Origin of the sequence: Stappia sp. WLB 29 (genome assembly GCF_023507705.1) — a bacterium.
Classification (GTDB): domain Bacteria; phylum Pseudomonadota; class Alphaproteobacteria; order Rhizobiales; family Stappiaceae; genus Stappia.
Window position 1 is genome coordinate 38310 of the sequence record NZ_JALBGD010000002.1, and the last position, 17137, is coordinate 55446.

The 17137-nt window shown below is 64.9% G+C and carries 18 protein-coding genes; 14 read left to right on the forward strand and 4 right to left on the reverse strand.

The genetic code is table 11. The features are described 5' to 3' along the window. Window positions 1-143 precede the first annotated feature (143 nt). Complete coding sequence (locus MNI96_RS03590; RefSeq protein ID WP_249690473.1) at window positions 144-491, forward strand: ArsC family reductase; 348 nt, start codon at window positions 144-146, stop codon at window positions 489-491. Window positions 492-500: 9 nt separating this feature from the next. Here the strand turns inward: MNI96_RS03590 and MNI96_RS03595 are convergent, their stop codons facing one another. From MNI96_RS03595 to MNI96_RS03605, 3 genes are all read right to left on the reverse strand, one after another. Next, window positions 501-1316 carry a creatininase family protein gene (locus MNI96_RS03595; RefSeq protein WP_249690475.1) on the reverse strand — a complete coding sequence of 272 codons (816 nt, stop codon included), beginning with the start codon at window positions 1314-1316 and terminating at the stop codon, window positions 501-503. 113 nt (window positions 1317-1429) lie between these two features. Next, window positions 1430-2773 (reverse strand): 8-oxoguanine deaminase, encoded by a 1344-nt coding sequence (locus MNI96_RS03600; protein ID WP_249690478.1) that lies wholly within the window; start codon window positions 2771-2773, stop codon window positions 1430-1432. Window positions 2774-2953: 180 nt separating this feature from the next. Beyond that, complete coding sequence (locus MNI96_RS03605; protein WP_249690479.1) at window positions 2954-3346, reverse strand: RidA family protein; 393 nt, start codon at window positions 3344-3346, stop codon at window positions 2954-2956. Between the two features lie 538 nt (window positions 3347-3884). Here MNI96_RS03605 and MNI96_RS03610 point away from each other — a divergent pair. The 12 genes from MNI96_RS03610 (at window position 3885) to MNI96_RS03665 (ending at window position 15322) form a co-directional block, all read left to right on the forward strand. Continuing rightward, window positions 3885-4910, forward strand: coding sequence for an ABC transporter substrate-binding protein (locus tag MNI96_RS03610; RefSeq protein WP_249690481.1), 1026 nt, complete (start codon window positions 3885-3887; stop codon window positions 4908-4910). A 62-nt stretch (window positions 4911-4972) separates the two neighbouring features. Then, complete coding sequence (locus tag MNI96_RS03615; protein WP_249690483.1) at window positions 4973-5794, forward strand: ABC transporter ATP-binding protein; 822 nt, start codon at window positions 4973-4975, stop codon at window positions 5792-5794. A gap of 62 nt (window positions 5795-5856) precedes the next feature. Beyond that, window positions 5857-6732 (forward strand): ABC transporter permease, encoded by an 876-nt coding sequence (locus MNI96_RS03620; protein WP_249690485.1) that lies wholly within the window; start codon window positions 5857-5859, stop codon window positions 6730-6732. Window positions 6733-6736: 4 nt separating this feature from the next. Next, window positions 6737-8056: a cytosine deaminase gene (locus tag MNI96_RS03625; RefSeq protein WP_249690486.1), complete on the forward strand. Its 1320-nt coding sequence runs from the start codon at window positions 6737-6739 to the stop codon at window positions 8054-8056. 3 nt (window positions 8057-8059) lie between these two features. Then, a complete protein-coding gene (locus MNI96_RS03630) occupies window positions 8060-9460 on the forward strand; it encodes an FAD-binding oxidoreductase (RefSeq protein WP_249690488.1) in 1401 nt (466 codons plus the stop codon). A 10-nt stretch (window positions 9461-9470) separates the two neighbouring features. Continuing rightward, entirely contained in the window at window positions 9471-10052 is a 582-nt protein-coding gene (locus tag MNI96_RS03635; protein WP_249690491.1) for an NAD(P)H-dependent oxidoreductase, read from the forward strand. Then, window positions 10052-10639: an NAD(P)H-dependent oxidoreductase gene (locus MNI96_RS03640; protein ID WP_249690492.1), complete on the forward strand. Its 588-nt coding sequence runs from the start codon at window positions 10052-10054 to the stop codon at window positions 10637-10639. Before MNI96_RS03635 ends, MNI96_RS03640 begins: the two co-directional genes overlap by 1 nt. Before the next feature lie 196 nt (window positions 10640-10835). Continuing rightward, window positions 10836-11306, forward strand: coding sequence for a MarR family winged helix-turn-helix transcriptional regulator (locus tag MNI96_RS03645; protein ID WP_249691349.1), 471 nt, complete (start codon window positions 10836-10838; stop codon window positions 11304-11306). Window positions 11307-11560: 254 nt separating this feature from the next. Next, window positions 11561-12502 (forward strand): DMT family transporter, encoded by a 942-nt coding sequence (locus tag MNI96_RS03650; protein WP_249690494.1) that lies wholly within the window; start codon window positions 11561-11563, stop codon window positions 12500-12502. Between the two features lie 84 nt (window positions 12503-12586). Next, window positions 12587-13717, forward strand: coding sequence for a LacI family DNA-binding transcriptional regulator (locus MNI96_RS03655; protein ID WP_249690496.1), 1131 nt, complete (start codon window positions 12587-12589; stop codon window positions 13715-13717). Window positions 13718-13762: 45 nt separating this feature from the next. Next, window positions 13763-14731 carry a 2-hydroxyacid dehydrogenase gene (locus MNI96_RS03660; RefSeq protein ID WP_249690498.1) on the forward strand — a complete coding sequence of 323 codons (969 nt, stop codon included), beginning with the start codon at window positions 13763-13765 and terminating at the stop codon, window positions 14729-14731. Window positions 14732-14881: 150 nt separating this feature from the next. Further along, complete coding sequence (locus MNI96_RS03665) at window positions 14882-15322, forward strand: AprI/Inh family metalloprotease inhibitor (RefSeq protein ID WP_249690500.1); 441 nt, start codon at window positions 14882-14884, stop codon at window positions 15320-15322. A gap of 16 nt (window positions 15323-15338) precedes the next feature. Here MNI96_RS03665 and MNI96_RS03670 read toward each other — a convergent pair whose 3' ends face one another. Further along, window positions 15339-16517, reverse strand: coding sequence for a pyridoxal phosphate-dependent aminotransferase (locus MNI96_RS03670; protein WP_249690502.1), 1179 nt, complete (start codon window positions 16515-16517; stop codon window positions 15339-15341). Window positions 16518-16671: 154 nt separating this feature from the next. On the opposite strand from MNI96_RS03670, the gene MNI96_RS21960 reads away from it, so the two are divergent. After that, on the forward strand, window positions 16672-17130 hold the full coding sequence (locus MNI96_RS21960; protein WP_249690504.1) for a methylated-DNA--[protein]-cysteine S-methyltransferase: 459 nt from the start codon (window positions 16672-16674) through the stop codon (window positions 17128-17130). Window positions 17131-17137 lie beyond the last annotated feature (7 nt).

The following is a 17137-nucleotide window of genomic DNA, read 5'->3' on the forward strand; positions in this document are numbered from 1 at the left end:
TCAAGCCGCCGTCCGCTCGTCCCGCATTTTGCGGGAAGGTCATGTCTTAGGGAGCCCGGCCTTGACGCTGCAAGTGCTGGTCGCCCATCCTGCGGCGACCCTTGGCGATGTCTCGCCGACCCCTCCTGTCAGGAACCCTGACCATGGCCGCCATGCTCTACGGTATAGCCAATTGCGACACGATGAAGAAGGCTCGCCGTTTTCTCGATGAGAACGGCATCGCCTACACCTTTCACGACTACAAGAAGGCCGGCGTCGACGAAGGCCTGTTGCGGTCCTTTTTCGAGGCCTTCGGATGGGAAGCGGTGGTCAACACGCGCGGGACCACCTGGCGTAAGCTGCCGGACGAGACGAAAGCTCAAGCCGCCGGCGAGGCCGGGGCGCTGGCCGTGCTGCTGGACAATCCGTCGGCGATCAAGCGGCCGATCTATCACGATGGCGATCGCTGGCTGATCGGTTTCGACCCGACGTCCTGGGCGACCTTGCGCTGAAGTTCCGCCTCAGATTTCGCCGTCCGGCTTCCACAGCCGGTCGAGGTCGAAGGCGTGCATGTCCTTGAGCAGGTCGACGAAGCCGCGCGCGGCATGGTCGAGCGAGGCCTCGCCCTTGGCGGCCGTGGCGGCGGTGGCATTGCCGACCGTTCCTGCCGGGTTGAGGTCCTGTGCCTTCCAGCCGAACTGGGCCGGCCCGTGGCCGCGCAGGTGCTTGAACTCGCGCAGGAAGTCGAGCTGAGTGGAGCGGAAGTCCTCCGCCTTGCGCATGTGCACCAGATCCGGGCGCAGATAGAGCATCAGCGACGTCTCGATGTCACCGCCATGGATGCCGTAAGTGAATTCCTCGGCCGGGAAAAGGTCATGCGGCTGACCGAAGCGCGACCAGCCGGTCGCGGTGACCAACATGTCGTGCTTCACGCGAAGCTCGCGCGCGACGATGTCGATCAGCGGCACGTTGCCGCCATGGGAGGTGACGAGGATCATTTTGCGTACGCCGGCGCGGAACACGCTCTCGCCGATCTCGATCCAGGCGCGGGTCGCCGTTTCCCAGGACAGCGTCAGCGTGCCCGGCGAGGAGATGTGCTCGTTGGACTTGCCGACGGCCTGAACAGGCAGGAACGTCGCCGGCACGTCGCGCGGCAGCAGCTCCAGCACACGCGAGATCTGGCCCTCGGCGATGCAGGTGTCGGTGAAGACCGGCAGATGAGGGCCGTGCTGCTCGATCGCCGCCACGGGCAGCACCGCGATCCACGACGAGGTGTCGGCGTTGGCGAAGTCGAAGGCGGTCATCTCGTGCCAGAAGCGGCGGGGCAGGTCGGTCATGTCTTTGCAGCTCTCGTTTGCGTGGCGACCCATGTTGCATGGAAGGGCCGAAGGCGAAAAGACCGGGCAGTGGTGCCCGGCCTCCGGTCATGTGGGCCCGGCAAGGCCGGCAGTCAAAGCGCTTCGAGGAAGCGCTTGGCTGCGGCGCCATGCTCGGCGCGCAAGCGTTCGATATCCATGTGGACGGGGCGGCCGTCGATCACCTTCCAGTCGCCGGCGACCATCACCCGGCTCGCGGCATGGGCCCCGCACAGGATCAGCGCGGCGAGCGGGTCTCCGGCGCCGGAAAAGCGCAGCTCGTCCAGCCGGTAGAAGGCAAGGTCGGCCTGCTTTCCCACCGCAATGGAGCCGAGATCCTTGCGGCCCAGGCAGCGGGCCGAACCTTCCGTTGCCCAGCGATAGGTGTCGAAATGGGTCACCGAGGCCGCATCGTAGGTCAGCCGGTTGATCATCAGGGCGTGACGCAGGCTTTCCATCAGGTTGGAATTGTCGTTGGAGGCCGAGCCGTCGACGCCGAGGCCGACAGGGCAACCGGCGGCTTCCAACTCCTTCGTCCGGCACTGGCCGGAGGCCAGCGTCATGTTGGACGTCGGACAATGGCAGACGCCGACGCAGGCATGGCCGAGGCGCCGCACCTCGTCGTCGTTGAAATGGATGCCATGCGCCAGCCAGACACGCTCGTTGAGCCAGCCGCATTCCTCAAGATAATCGACGGGCCGGCACTGGAAGTGGTGCAGGCAGTAATCGTCCTCGTCGATGGTTTCGCCCAGATGCGTGTGCAGGCGGCAGTCGAAGCGCTCGGCCAGCGTCACGCTCTCGCGCATCAGCCGCTTGGTGACGGTGAAAGGTGCGCACGGGGCGAGCGCCACCTGGATCATCGCGCCTTCGGACGTGTCGTGATAGCGGGACAGGACCCGTTCGCAGTCGGCAAGGATCGTGTCCTCGTCCTGGACGGCCGTGTCCGGCGGCAGGCCGCCGTCCTTCTGGCTGAGGTTCATCGAGCCGCGCGTCACCGTCATGCGGATGCCGAGCCGCGTGGCCTCCTCCACCTGGATGTCCATCGCGTTCTCGAGCCCGGCCGGGAAGAGGTAGTGATGGTCCGAAGCGGTGGTGCAGCCCGACATCAGCAATTCGGTGAGGGCAAGGCGCGTTCCGAGGCGAAAGGTCTCCGGCGTGACGTTTCTGGCCCAGATCGGATAGAGCGCCTGGAGCCAGGGAAACAGCTCCTTGTTAATGGCGCTGGGATGGGCCCGCGTCAGCGTCTGGAAGAAATGGTGGTGCGTGTTGATGAGACCGGGAATGACCACCTCGGCCGAGGCGTCGTAGATCTGATCCACCGGGCGGGAGGGGTCCTGTCCGGCCGGCACGCATTCGGTGATGCGACCATCCTCCACCACGATGCCGCGGGCGGCGTTGTCGGCAAGGATTGCGAGCGGGTCCTTGATCCACATGCGCATGAAGGTACGTCCTGTCGTCGGGTCGACCTGGAGGCTTGGATAGCGGCCCGAGGCCGCCCGAGTTCCGCACAGGGAAGGGTTGCATAATCGGCGCCGGGCCCGAAAACGGTCGGACGCGAGCTCGACCCTAGCAGAGGGGGCAAATACCCGGCAACGGGCTCCTGCGGCGTTGCGCGCGAATCACTTTGGCGGGGCCGCCGCGATCACTTCCACCTCGACCACGAATTCGGGTCTGGCGAAGCCCGAGACGATCATCAAGGTAGAGGCGGGCGGCGGTGAGCCGGTGAACTCGTCGCGCGTCTTCATGTAGCCGGGCAGATGCTCGCGGCCCGTGACGTAGGCGTTGATCCGCACGATGTCCGAAAGGTCCATGCCGGCCGCCGTCAGGATACGGCGGATGTTTTCGAAGCAAAGGCGCGTCTGGCCTTCGACGTCGGCAGGCACCTCCCCTTGCGAATCGATGCCGAGCTGGCCGGAGCAGACGACCAGGCGGTGCCCCGTCGGAACCTCGATCGCGTGGCTGTAGCGGGCAAAGGGCGGTGCCATGTCGGCGGGCGTGATCGCGGTTTTCATTGAGGATCTCCGTAGTTGTCTCCTCCCTGCCCTGGGACGCGCTCGAACCGCCTATGGCAGGGAAGGGACGTAAGGCGTTGCCGGCAACGCTAGCCGTATCGGGCCCTGCCGCGAAAGATCCATCCATCGTCGAAGCGATGCGGTGTGATGAAATTTCCGGCGTAACCGCAGGTCGTCATGCCGCTTTTTTGTGCGGACAAGCTGGGTTAGTGTGGCGCGTCGATGCCATGAAGCGCCGCTGAAAGGGACTTGCCTGGTCTATTCTGCCATTGTCCCTTCGGCGCAGGTTCCAGAAACGGTTCCAGCCCTTGCAGGACTGTCAGAATTGACTGGTATTGCGAGGCGTATGGCACGTCGATTGCTGTGCTGCGAGGAGATGGCTGCAATTTGAGCGTGGCCGATCCTCAAGGGCCGATCATACTCGGTCGGCTGTGGCGGTTCCTGCTCCGGGAGCGCGGATCGCCCTCAAACAAGAACGGGACGGACGGCTCTTCAAGGCCGAAACGGGTTTGGAGCATTTCTGGAGGCGAACAGCATCATGCGGACAGTTTCGAAGGGCGCCCTGCTGGGGGGCGCGGCACTTGTGCTTGTTTCGATTTCGGCGAGCGGATCGCTTGCCCAGGAGGCGGTGACGTTCGGCACCAACTGGCTCGCCCAGGCCGAGCATGGCGGCTACTACCAGGCCGTTGCCGACGGCACCTACGAAGCCTGCGGTCTCGACGTCACCATCGTGTCGGGCGGTCCGCAAGTGAACAACCGGGCGCTCATGCTGGCCGGCAAGATCGACTTCCTGATGGGCGGCAACATGCTGCAGGCCTTCTTCGCCCTGCGCGAGGACATCCCCGTCGTCGTGGTGGCAGCCGACTTCCAGAAGGAGCCGCAGGTCATCATCACTCATCCCGGCAAGTATGAGAGCTTCGAGGCGATGGCCGGTACCGCGCCGCTGCTGATCGGCGACAACGGCTTTGCCTCCTACTACCAGTGGATGATCTCCGAGTTCGGTTTCACCGTCGAGCAGCGCCGTCCCTACACGTTCAACCCGGCGCCGTTCCTGGCCGATCCTGCGGCCGGCCAGCAGGGCTACGTGACGTCTGAGCCCTTTGCGGTCGAGCGTGAGGGCGGGTTCGTGCCGGACATCTATCTGATCGCCGACTACGGCTTCAGCACCTATGCCACCACCGTGGAGACGATGGCGGACACGATCGCCAATCGTCCCGAGGTCGTGAAGTGCTTCGTCGAGGGCTCGGCCATCGGTTGGAACAACTATCTCTATGGCGATAATTCCGCTGCGAACGCAGCGATCAAGGCGGCCAATCCCGAAATGTCGGACGAGCAGATCGCCTTCTCCATCGAGAAGATGAAGGAGTACGGCATCGTCGATTCCGGCGATACGGAGACGATGGGCATCGGCGCGATGACCGACGAGCGCATGACCGACTTCTATCAGAAGATGGTCAAGGCCGGCGTCATCGAGGACGGGCTCGACATCAAGAAGACCTACACGCTCGAGTTCGTGAACAAGGGCGTAGGCCTCGATGTGAAGAAGAAGCTGACGGGGAACTGAACGGCCTTGTCCAGTTGCAGAGCGATCCGGCCGGTCCGGCCGGCGGCGAAGGGAGGCGCGCGATGAGCGCCTCCCCGATCATGACTGCGGGGGGCGATGCCGCCCCGCGCAAGCCCATCGTCTCGCTGCAGCGGGTGTCGAAGACCTTCGCCAACGCCACCGTGGCGCTGAAGGACATGACGCTCGACATCAACAGCGGCGAGTTCGTCAGCCTGCTAGGCCCCTCTGGCTGCGGCAAGTCGACGGCGTTGCGGATCATCGCCGGGCTGTCTAGCCCGACGGCAGGCCGCTTGGTGTGGCCGGACGAGCGACCCGGTGCCCATGACCACGCCATCAGCTTCGTGTTCCAGGAGCCGACGCTGATGCCCTGGGCGACGGTGTTCGACAATGTGCACCTGCCGCTCAAGCTGAAGGGCAAATCCGCCGACGCCTCCCGTGCGACCGTGATGGAGGCGCTTGAGATGGTGGGGCTGGAGCGGTTCGCGACAAGCTATCCGCGCGAATTGTCCGGCGGCATGAAAATGCGCGTTTCCATCGCCCGGGCGCTCGTCACGAAGCCGCGACTTCTGCTGATGGACGAGCCCTTCGCTGCGCTCGACGAGATCACCCGCTTCCGCCTCAACAACGACCTGCTGCGCCTGTGGCAGGAGTTCGGCTGGACCGTGATCTTCGTGACCCACTCGGTGTTCGAGAGCGTCTATCTGTCCAACCGGATCGTCGTGATGGCGGCCCGGCCCGGGCGCGTCGTTGCCGACCTTTCCGTGGATGCCCCGTATCCGCGGGACGAGACTTTCCGCACCTCGCACGCCTATTCCGACCATTGCCGCAGCGCATCCGAGGCGTTGCAGGCAGCGATGGCCGCAGAAGGCGACAGCAACCACTAAGTTGCGGTGCCGGGTCGAGGCGACCTGCGCCGCTTTCCGTCGAACAGCCAGAGGACGACCGGATGACGGCCAACCTGGACACCACCGCAAGCTTGAACGTCGAGGCGGCTGCGCCCGTCGATCCGGCGGAACTGCGCAAGGCGCGCCGCGAGCGTGTCGACCGGACCGCCCGCTGGCTGCTGCCGGTGGTGGTGATGGTTGCGACGATCGCCCTTTGGCAGTGGTATGTCGACGCCTTCAAGGTGCCCCACTACATCCTGCCCGGTCCAGACCGGGTGGTGCAGGCGCTCATCGCCGACTGGTCGATGCTGTGGCCGGCCCTGCTGATCACCATCGCGATCACGCTTGGGGCGCTGGTCATCGCCACCATTGGTGGCGTCGGTCTCGCGGTCCTCTTTGCCCAGTCGAAATGGGTGGAGATGTCGTTCTTTCCCTATGCGGTGATCCTGCAGGTGACACCGGTCATCGTCATCGCACCGCTGATCTTCATCTACGTGCCCTCGAAGATCGCCGGCCTCTTGATCTGCGCGTGGATCGTCGCGTTCTTTCCGATCCTGTCGAACACGACGCTCGGGCTGAACTCCGCTGACCACAACCTGCGCAACCTGTTCCAGCTCTATGGGGCGACCCGCTGGCAGACGCTGCGCTATCTGCGCCTGCCGGCGGCATTGCCCTATTTCCTCGGCGGTCTGAAGATCGCCGGCGGCCTGTCGCTGATCGGCGCCATCGTTGCGGAATTCGTCGCCGGAACCGGCGGCCTCGGTTCGGGGCTTGCGTTCAAGATCCTGGAGGCGAGCTACCGGCTGAACATCCCGCGCATGTTTGCGGCGATCCTGCTCATCTCGGTCACCGGCATCATCATCTTCGCCAGCTTGAGCGTGCTGTCGCATCTGTTGCTGCGCCACTGGCACGAAAGCGCGATCAAGCGGGACTCCTGACCTGATGACACATGTCGTGCCTGAAATTCCAACAACCGGCAGGGCCCTGCTGACCAATGCCACTGTGCCGAGCGCCGTCACCGGCGGCACGCTGAACCATATCGGCGACGGCCTCGGCCGGGCGGACATCCAGATCGAGCACGGCGAGATCGCCGCTATCGCTCCGCCGGGCCTGCTCGACCGGCGTGACGGCGTGACCGTGGTCGATCTCGACGGTGGACTTGTGCTGCCCGGCTTCGTCGACATGCACACGCATCTCGACAAGGGCCACATCTGGCCGCGCCGGCCCAATCCGGACGGTACTTTTCCCGGGGCGCTGGAGGCGGTGTCGGCGGATCGGCCTGCGCGCTGGACGGCAGCGGACCTGCGGCGGCGCATGGACTTCGCCCTGCGCTGCGCCCATGCCCATGGCACGGTGATGATCCGCACGCATCTCGACAGCATCCCGCCGCAGGACGACATCAGCTGGCCGGTGTTTGCCGAGATCCGGCAGGACTGGATGGACCGAGTCGAGTTGCAGGCGTCCGCCCTCTACGGTGTCGAAAGCCTTCTGATCCCCGGCTTTCTCGACCGGATCGCCGATACGGTGCTGAAGACGGGCGGCACGCTCGGCGCGGTCACCTACATGATCGAGGGGTTGGAAGGGCATATCGACGCGCTGTTTCGCGCCGCAACCGAGCGTGGTCTCGATCTCGATTTCCATGTGGACGAGACCGCCGACCCGCAGGCCCGCTCGCTGGCGCTCATTGCCGAGGGCGCGCTGCGCAACCGCTTCGAGGGACGGATCGTCTGCGGTCATTGCTGCTCGCTGGCCCGGCAGGAGGCGGACGACGTCGATCGCACGCTTGACCTCGTTGCAAAAGCGGGGATCGGCGTGGTGTCGCTGCCGCTCTGCAACATGTATCTGATGGACCGGCAGGCCGGGCGGACGCCGCGCTGGCGCGGGGTGACGCTGTTGCACGAGATGAAGGCGCGGGGCATTCCCGTCGCGGTCGCCTCCGACAATACGCGCGATCCGTTCTATGCCTATGGCGACCTCGATATGGTCGAGGTGTTCACCCAGGCGACCCGCATCCTCCATCTCGATCATCCTTCAGGCGACTGGATACGTACGGTCACGACGACGCCCGCGAGCTTGCTCGGCGATCCGACGCGCGGGCGGATCGAAGCGGGGCTCGCCGCCGACCTCGTGTTGTTCCGGGCCCGCAACTGGAACGAACTGTGCGCACGGCCGTCCGGACCCCGTCGGGTGCTGCGCGCCGGCATTGCCCTTGAGCACGCACTGCCCGACTATCGCGAACTCGACGATCTGATGGAGCCTTGAATCATGCATGACATCGCCGCACTCAAGACCGCTCTGGAAGGTCTGGCGATCGAGGACAACCCGCAGATCGTGCGGCAGAAGAGCCGTGATTTCTTCTGGTACTCGCCGGTTCTCAAGCGTCAGCTCGAGGACGTCACCGCCGATCTCGTCGTCAGCGCCCGCAGCCAGGCCGATGTGATCCGCGTGTTGAAGGCCTGCTACGAGCTGAATATCCCGGTCACGACGCGTGGCGCCGGCACGGGCAACTATGGCCAGGCCATGCCGCTGTCCGGCGGTGTGGTGCTGAGCCTTGCCGAGATGAACCAGGTGCTGGAGACGGGGCGCGGCTTCGTACGGGCAGAGGCCGGTGCGATCATGTACGCCATCGACGAAGCCGTCCGTCCCACGGGGCAGGAACTGCGCATGCACCCGTCCACCTACCGGACGGCAACCATCGGCGGCTTCATCGCCGGCGGTTCGGGCGGCGTCGGGTCGATCAACTGGGGCGGGCTCAGGGATTTCGGCAATATCATCTCGCTGAAGGTGGTGACGATGGAGGCCGAGCCGCGGGTGCTGACGCTGTCCGGCGAGGACATGCACAAGGTCAGCCACGCCTATGGCACCAACGGCATCATCACCGAGGTGACGGTGCCGCTGACGGCAGCCTACGACTGGGTCGATGTGCTGGTCGGCTTCGACGATTTCGCCGGCGCGGCGCGGTATGCTGATGCGATTGCCAATCAGGACGGCATCCTGACCAAGGAGATCGCACCGATCGCCGCGCCGCTGCCGCACGACTATTTCCTGCGTCATCGCAAGTTCCTGCGCTCCGACCAGTCCGTCTGTGCGCTCATGGTGGCGCCCTTCGCAATGGATGCTTTCGCCGCGTTCACCCGGCGCCAGAAGGGAGCGGAGGTCGTCTATCGCTCGGATCTGGCGAGCGAGGAGGAGAGCAAGGGGCTGCCTCCGGTCTATGAGCTGACCTGGAACCACACCACGCTGCGTGGCCTGCGGGTCGATCCCACGATCACCTACCTGCAGGTGCTCTATCCGTTCCCGGATCATGTGCAGAAGGCGGTGCAGCTGGCCGAGATGTTCGGCGACGAGGTGCCGGGGCATCTGGAGTTCGTGCGCTTCGACGGCAAGATCACCTGCTTCGGCCTGCCGGTGGTGCGCTACACGACCGAGGAGCGGCTCAACGAGATCATCCGCATCCATGAGGACCTCGGCTGTCCGATCTTCAATCCGCATCGCTACACGCTCGAAGAGGGCGGCATGAAGCAGACCGATGCGGTGCAGCTCTCCTTCAAGGGCGAAGCCGACCCCAAGGGTCTGCTCAATCCCGGCAAGATGATCGCCTGGGAAAATCCGGATTTCGATTTCTCGGCCGAGCAGACATTCCTGTTCCCCGGTCTCGCACGATAGGCCGGCTCCCTTGCGCGTGCTGCTCATCCATGCGCATCCGGTGGAGGAAAGCTTCTCCGCCGCGCTCAAGACCGAGGCACTGCGGGTGCTCGTGGCCGCGGGCCATTCGGTCGAGGAATGCGATCTTTACGCCAAGGGCTTCGACCCGGTCCTCAGCCGGGAGGAGCGGTTCGCCTATCATGACGTGGAGCGCAATCGCGAACCGGTGGCGGACTATGTCGAGCAGCTGATGCGGGCGGAGGCGATCGTGCTCGTCTACCCGGTCTGGAACTTCGGCTTTCCGGCGATCCTGAAGGGCTATTTCGACCGGGTGTTCCTGCCCGGCGTTTCCTTTCGGATGCGCGACGGCAAGGTCGTGCCCAACCTCCAGCACATCCGCAGGCTCGTTGCGGTCACCACCTATGGCGGCAGTCGGCTGCGCGCCTGTCTGGTCGGCGATCCGCCGCGCAAACTGGTGAGAAGGGTGCTACGGGCGCTGATCGCGCCGACCGGGCGGCTGTCCTATCTGGCGCTCTACGACATGAACCGGATCGATGAGGCCGGACGCAAGGCTTTCGTCGCGCGCGTTACGGCGGAACTCGAGAGGCTTTGATGCGCGTTCTTGTGATCTTCTGCCATCCCGCTTCGGACAGCTTTGCCGCAGCTTTGTGCAAGGCGGCGGTGGAAACACTGGGCGCCGCCGGCCACGAGACGCGCCTTACCGACCTTTATGCAAGCGGGTTCGATCCCGTGATGCAGGAGAGCGAATGGCGGCGCTACGCCGATCCGGCGGTCAACCGGGACCCGGTCGCCGAGCATGTCGAAGACATCCTGTGGGCCGAGGCGCTGCTCTTCGTCTACCCGACCTGGTGGTACGGGCTGCCGGCGATGCTCAAGGGCTATCTGGACCGGGTCTGGATCCCCCATGTCACCTTCGATATTCCCACGGAGACAACCGGCACGCGGCCGCGCATGCAGCATATCCGCAAGATCGCGGTGGTCACGACCTGCGGCGCGTCGTGGCTGGTGTCGAAGGTGATCGGCGAGCCGGGCCGCAAGACCGTGTTGCGCGGCATCCGGGCCCTGTGCCATCCGTGGTGCCGTGTCCGCTATCTTGCCCACTACAAGATGGACACCTCCACCGACGACAGTCGCAGGCGCTATCTTGAGAAAGTGAAACGCAAGCTGGCGCGGTGGTAAGCCGCCTTTCTGTCCGCTTCGGTACCTGACTACCGGGCAGGTGTTTTCGCCTTGGCGGCGAATCCCTTTTGATTCCGTGTCATTCCGGACGCATTATGCGGATGTGGACGTCATGTCCGGGATTGGCCATGAAGGATGGGTGCGATTTTCGTTCGCTGTCATCAAGCTTTCATTTGCCGGCATTAGAAGGCGAGACATGGCGTTCAATTACAAAAAGAGCGTGACGTTTCGCCTGGCTCAAACGGCCAAGGCCCAACGTTCGCGCGCAGGCATCCACCTCTCCCGGATCGGGCTTCATCCGGGTCAGGAAGCCGTGCTCAAGGTTCTGTCGGAAGACGACGGCCAAACCATGAGCCAGCTTGCGGCCGTGCTCTCGGTACAGCCGCCGACCATCACCAAGATGGTGACCCGCCTTTCGGCGCAGGGCTTCCTGCGCCGCGCGGCCTCCGAAACCGACGGGCGCCTTGCCCGGGTCTTCCTTACCGACGAGGGCCGGGCGCTGGTCGAGACGATCGATCGGGCATGGAAACGTCTCGAGCGGGAGGCGCTTACCGGTCTCGACGAGAAGGACCGCAAGAAGCTGCGCAAGCTGCTCAGGCAGGTCGAGAAGAACCTCGGCTCTCGGACCGTCGACGAGGTCGATCTCGAGGTCGACGACGCCGAGTAGGCCAAGATTTCTGCCGTTTTCCTGCATGTTCAGCGGAGTGCACCCAGGAGCGTGCTGCGTTTTGCGCGCGTGCCCTGCGCGAAGCGACGGTCCGGGTTGCCTCCAGCGCATAGCCGGTGTGCATTTCCGCGACATGACAAGTCGCAAGATTCCCTGATCTACTCTAATTAATAGGACAAATGCACGATTCCGGTCGTGACCGATGGAGTGCGTCGACCTGCCGGCGCCGGTCGGCAGACGAGTGAGGGTATATCTTGGATTCCCTGCAACGGGCGGTCAGCGGCTGGCATCAGCTCATTCCGGAGCGTTTCATCGGCATTGCGCTGATCTGTTTCGCCTTCCTGTGTTTTTCCTGCCTCGATACGACGGCGAAGTATCTCGGTCAGTATCTGCCGACCGAGCAGGTCGTGTGGATGCGGTTCATGACGCATATCTTCTACGGTATCCTGCTGTTCCGTCTCTGGCGTACGCCGCAGGTGCTGCACACGCGCCGCTGGGGCTTGCAGATTCTCAGGGCTCTTTGCCTGTTGGGCTCGACGGCGTTCAACTTTTTCGCGATCCGCTACATGCAGCTGGCCGAGACGGTGTCGATCATGTTCGCGACGCCCTTCGTGGTGACCGCGCTGGCGGGGCCGCTGCTGAACGAATGGGCCGGTCTGCGCCGATGGATGGCGATTATCGTCGGCTTCATCGGCATTCTGGTCGTCACGCGGCCGGGCTTCGGCGAGATGCACTGGGCGGCCCTGCTCTCTGTCTGCTCGATGCTCTGCTATGCGATCTACGTGCTGACAACACGCATGCTGACACAGACCGATTCGCCGGTCGGAATGCTGATGATCTCAGCAATCGTCGCTGCCACTGCAATCGCGCCCTTCGGCATTTCCGCCTGGCAGATGCCGTCCAGTGCCTGGCACTGGGTGCTGCTGCTGGCCACCGGCGCGCTGGGCGGCATCGGTCATTTCGCGCTGATCCGCGCACATGTGCTGGCGCCGGCCCCGGTGCTGGCGCCTTTCATGTATACGCAGATCCTGTGGATGGTGGCGCTCGGCTATCTCGTCTTTGCCGACGTCCCGACCGTCTACACGGTGATCGGCGCCTCCATCGTCACCGCCTCGGGCCTCTACATCCTCTATCGCGAGCGCAAGATCTCGAAGGCAGAGGTAGCGGCCGACGCCGCATCGCTAGGGCGGGGATAGGTTCGCCTTGTGTGCTCTCGTGCGATGGGCGATCTTTCAATCGATTAGGGTCGCAGGCAAGCGATCCGGTGCGAGGGACGCATCGTGAGCGACAGATCTTCCCCGAACCGGGATCGTCCCGACAGGTCGGCAGGCGAGACCGGAGCTGGCCCGGCTGATGCCTCATCCTCGCGTACTTCCTCTCGCAGCGCGCACCGGCGCATCACGCTCGGCGACATGGCGGCAGAGCTTCAGGTCTCGACGGCCACGGTATCGCTTGCCCTGCGCAATTCGCCTCTGGTCGCAGCGGAAACCCGCGACCGGATCAAGGCGCATGCCCGTGGCGTCGGCTATATCTACAATCGCTCGGCCGCAGCCTTGCGCACCGCGCGCTCCAACATGGTCGGCATTGCCGTCCACGATATCCTCAACCCGTATTTCGCCGAGATCTTCCGCGCGCTGGAGGACGAGCTGGGACGGGAGCAGCAGGTCGTCCTGATCTGCAATCACCGGGACGACGTGCGACGCCAGCGCAGTTTCGTCGACAGCCTGCTGCAGCACCGCATCGATGGCCTGCTTCTGTGCGCCTCCGTCGACACCACCGCCGAAGAAATCAACCAACTGGTCGAGACCGGCATCCCGGTGACGCTGATCTGCCGCGATGTGGAGGGAGCGCGGGCCCCGGTGGTTCGAGGCGACGATATCGCCGGCGGGCGTATGCTCACCGAGCATCTGATCGCGCAAGGGCACGAACGTATCGCTATGGTCGGCGGCAGACGCCGCAGTTCGGCCGGTCGCGACCGCAATCTCGGCTGGCGCCAGGCGCTGGAGGCGGCGGGTCTCGATCCGGCCGCCCAGGTGGACATCCCCGAGTTGATGACACAGGCGGACGGGCGCGACGCGGTGCCGGCGCTTCTGGCGGCGCAGTCTCGACCGACAGCCGTCTTCGGCTTCAACGATCTCATCGCCTTCGGGCTGATCGACGCGCTGAAGCGTTCCGGCGTAGAACCGGGGACCGGGATGGCGGTCGGCGGCTATGACGACACCGATGGGGCCGCCGGCGGTTCGCCGTCGTTGACGTCGGTCGGCAACAATCCGGGTCGCATCGGCCGCGAGGCGGCGGAGCTGATCCTGCGCCAGATCGGCGGAGAAGCCGTCGGCGACGAGCGTCGCATGATCGCGCCGACCCTCAACATCCGCGAGAGCACTCCGCCGCCAGGAGGGGCTGCGGGGTGAGGATTCGTGCAATCCCCCATGTGATCTTAAAGGGAGAAAGACATAATGGCGCTGGCCGAAATCTTGATGCTCGGACGTATGCTGCCGCTGGTGGAGACGAGTCTCGATAAGCACTTCACCGTCAATCGGGTGGCGGCGGCGGACGTGGCCGCATTGCCCGCCGATCTGCGCGCGCGCATTCAGGCGGTGGCAGGCGGGGCGCATGTTCCGGTCAATGCCGCGCTGATCGACCGGCTGCCGTCGCTGGAGATCGTCGCGAATTTCGGTGTCGGCTACGATTCCGTCGATGCCCGCTACTGCGCGACGAAGGGCATTTGCGTCACCAACACGCCCGACGTTTTGAGCGAGGAAGTCGCCGACACCGCGATGAGCCTGCTCTTGATGGCGGCGCGCGAACTGCCGGCGGCCGAGCGCTACCTGCGTGCCGGACAGTGGGTGGCAAAGGGGCCGTTTCCGCTCACACGTGCGACGCTGCGCGGACGCAAGCTCGGCATTCTCGGCCTCGGCCGTATCGGCAAGGCGATCGCAACGCGCGCCGAGGCGTTCGGCCTCGAGATCCATTATCACGGCCGCTCGCGCCAGCCGGATGTTGCCTATCGCTATCACGAGACGCTGCTGGGCATGGCCGAGGCCTGCGACACGCTGATGGTGGTGGCACCCGGCGGCGCTTCCACAAAGGGGATCGTCAATGCCGAGGTGCTGAAGGCGCTGGGGCCGGACGGCATCGTCGTCAATGTCGGCCGCGGGACGGTGATCGACGAGCCGGCGCTGGTGAAGGCCTTGCAGGACGGAACGATCCTGTCCGCCGGTCTCGATGTCTTCGAGGACGAGCCGCGGGTGCCGCAGGCGCTCATCGACATGGAGCACGTGGTCCTGCTGCCGCATGTGGGATCGGCGTCGCAGCACACCCGCAACGCCATGGGCCAGCTCGTTGTCGACAACCTGCTGTCCTGGTTCCGGGATGGAAAGCCGGTTACCCCGGTCGCCGAGACGCCTTTCGTGCGAAAGGTCTGAACAAGCTTAACGAAGCGTTAATGGGTTCGGCCGATCCTGTTCCGATTGCAGTCGGGTGATGATGGTACGAGCGGTTGAGACCGTCCGTCCTCATCCGCTGCCGGACCAGGTTGCGCATCGCGCGCGCCTTGCAGAAGCAGGAACGGGATCATGGCGCTTCACATGCAACGGATCGGCGTTCTCGTCGCCGTCACGCTGTTCTCGCTGGTGTTCTTCGGCACCGGCTTCACGGGCGCTCAGCCGGTCGAGGCGCGCGTCGCCGGGCAATGGCAGCTCATCGACGAGGTGTCGGGTGCGGTTTGCCGGCTTCATCTTAAGGCCGAGGCGGCTGGCGGCCTCTTTCCGCAGGACGCGTTTCGCGCTGACATGAGCGCCTGCACGAGCCCGGCCGGCGGCGAGCTGCCGCAACTGGGTTGGCGCGTGCCGCCGGAGGGTGGCATCGAGTTCGTCCTCGCCAACGGCAGCGTGCTCGCCGCCTTCGATGTGGGGGAGAGCGAGGCTCTGGCCTCGGTGGCGCCGGCCGGCGCCTTCCTGCTGCTGGTGCCCGAGCGGGCGGTGGCGCTGTCGGCACTCATTCCGACAGCGCGCTGATCCGGCGCCTCAGAACCTACTTGGCCTTCTCCGACAGGAACTCGCCCATGCGCTCCAGCGCGCGGGCGATGTTTTCGGCCGAGTTGGCGTAGGACAGGCGGATATAGCCCTCGCCGAGAATGCCGAAATCCGGCCCGCCGATGGTGGCAACGCCGGTTTCCTCCAGCAGCGCGCTTGCCAGGGGCTTGGCCTTCCAGCCGGTCGCGGAGATGTTGGGGAAGGCGTAGAAGGCGCCCGTGGGCGTGCGTGCACTGACACCGGGCAGGGCGTTCAGCCCATCCACCACCAGTTTCCGGCGCTTGTCGAATTCCCGCATCATGTCGGCGACCGCATCCTGCGGCCCCTCCAGCGCGGCAAGGCCGGCATATTGGGCGGGCGCGTTGACGCAGGACCAGCAGTTGACCGCGAGCTTGCGCGCCTTGTCGATCAGGGCCTGCGGCCAGACCGCATAGCCCATGCGCCATCCGGTCATGGCATAGGTCTTCGACCAGCCATCGAGCAGGATCAGCCGGTCGCGGATCGCCTCGAACTCCAGCAGCGAGGTGTGGACCGCACCGTCATAGGTCATCTGGCCGTAGATCTCGTCCGACAGGATGGCGATGTCGGGACGTGCGGCAAGGCCGGCCACCAGCTTCTCGATCTCGGCGCGCGGCGTCACGCCGCCGGTCGGGTTGGCGGGCGAGTTGAGAATAATCAGGCGGGTCTTTGGCGTCAGCAGGCCGAGCGTTTCCTCCGCGGAGAAGGCGAAGTCGTTCTTCTCGCGGATCGGCACCGGCACCGGCGTCGCGCCGGTGAACTCGATCATCGAGCGGTAGATAGGAAAGCCGGGATCCGGATAGAGGATTTCCGCGCCGGGCTCGCCGAACATCAGGATCGCCATGAACATGGTGACCTTGCCGCCCGGCACAACGACGACCTTGTCGGGATCGACGGCAACGCCGATGCGCTTTTCGATGTCGGCTGCAACGCCTTCGCGCAGAGGTAGGATACCGGTCGCCGGCGTATAGCCGTGATGGCCGTCGCGCAGTGCCTTCACCGCCGCCTCGACGATGTGGTCGGGCGTGCGGAAATCGGGTTGGCCGATGCCGAGATTGATGATGTCCTTGCCCGTGCGGGCGAGTTCGGTGGCACGCGCCAGCACGGCGAAGGCGTTCTCTTCGCCGATCCTGTTGAAGCCTTCGATGGTTTTCAGCATGGTTCCTCCCGGGACCGGGCAGGCGATGTCGTCCGCACGGTGTGGTCATGATAAAGTCATTGAGGCCCTTGATATCGCGGGCTTACGCCCCGTGGAAGGGGAGTGATGTCATGGGCCGCCGGGGTATCCCCGCGCACTTTCCGGAGCGGTTGTCGTGAGCGATGTTGCACATCTCGATACCCCTGTCGGTCCTCTGGAGATAGAGGCGGAGCGGGACGCCATTGTGCGTGTCGGCTGGGGGCGCCGCCGGGACGCATCGCCGACGCCGCTTCTGGAGGAGGCGCTCGACCAGCTGCGGCGCTATTTCGCCGGCGAGTTGACGCGCTTCGACCTGCCCCTGGCGCCGGCCGGCAACGCGTTCCAGCAGTCGGTGTTTCGCGAGTTGCTGGCCATTCCCTATGGCGAGACGCGCACCTATGGCGACCTTGCGGCCCGGCTCTCCACCTTTGGCCAGCCGATCGGTCAGGCTTGCGGCGCGAACCCGATCCCGGTGATTATTCCCTGTCACAGGGTGCTGTCGGCCGGCGGTCTCGGCGGGTATTCGGGGGAAGGCGGCAGCGAGACCAAGATCGCGCTCTTGAAGCTCGAGGGCGGCTTTCCTTTCCTGCTCTAGCGTCTTG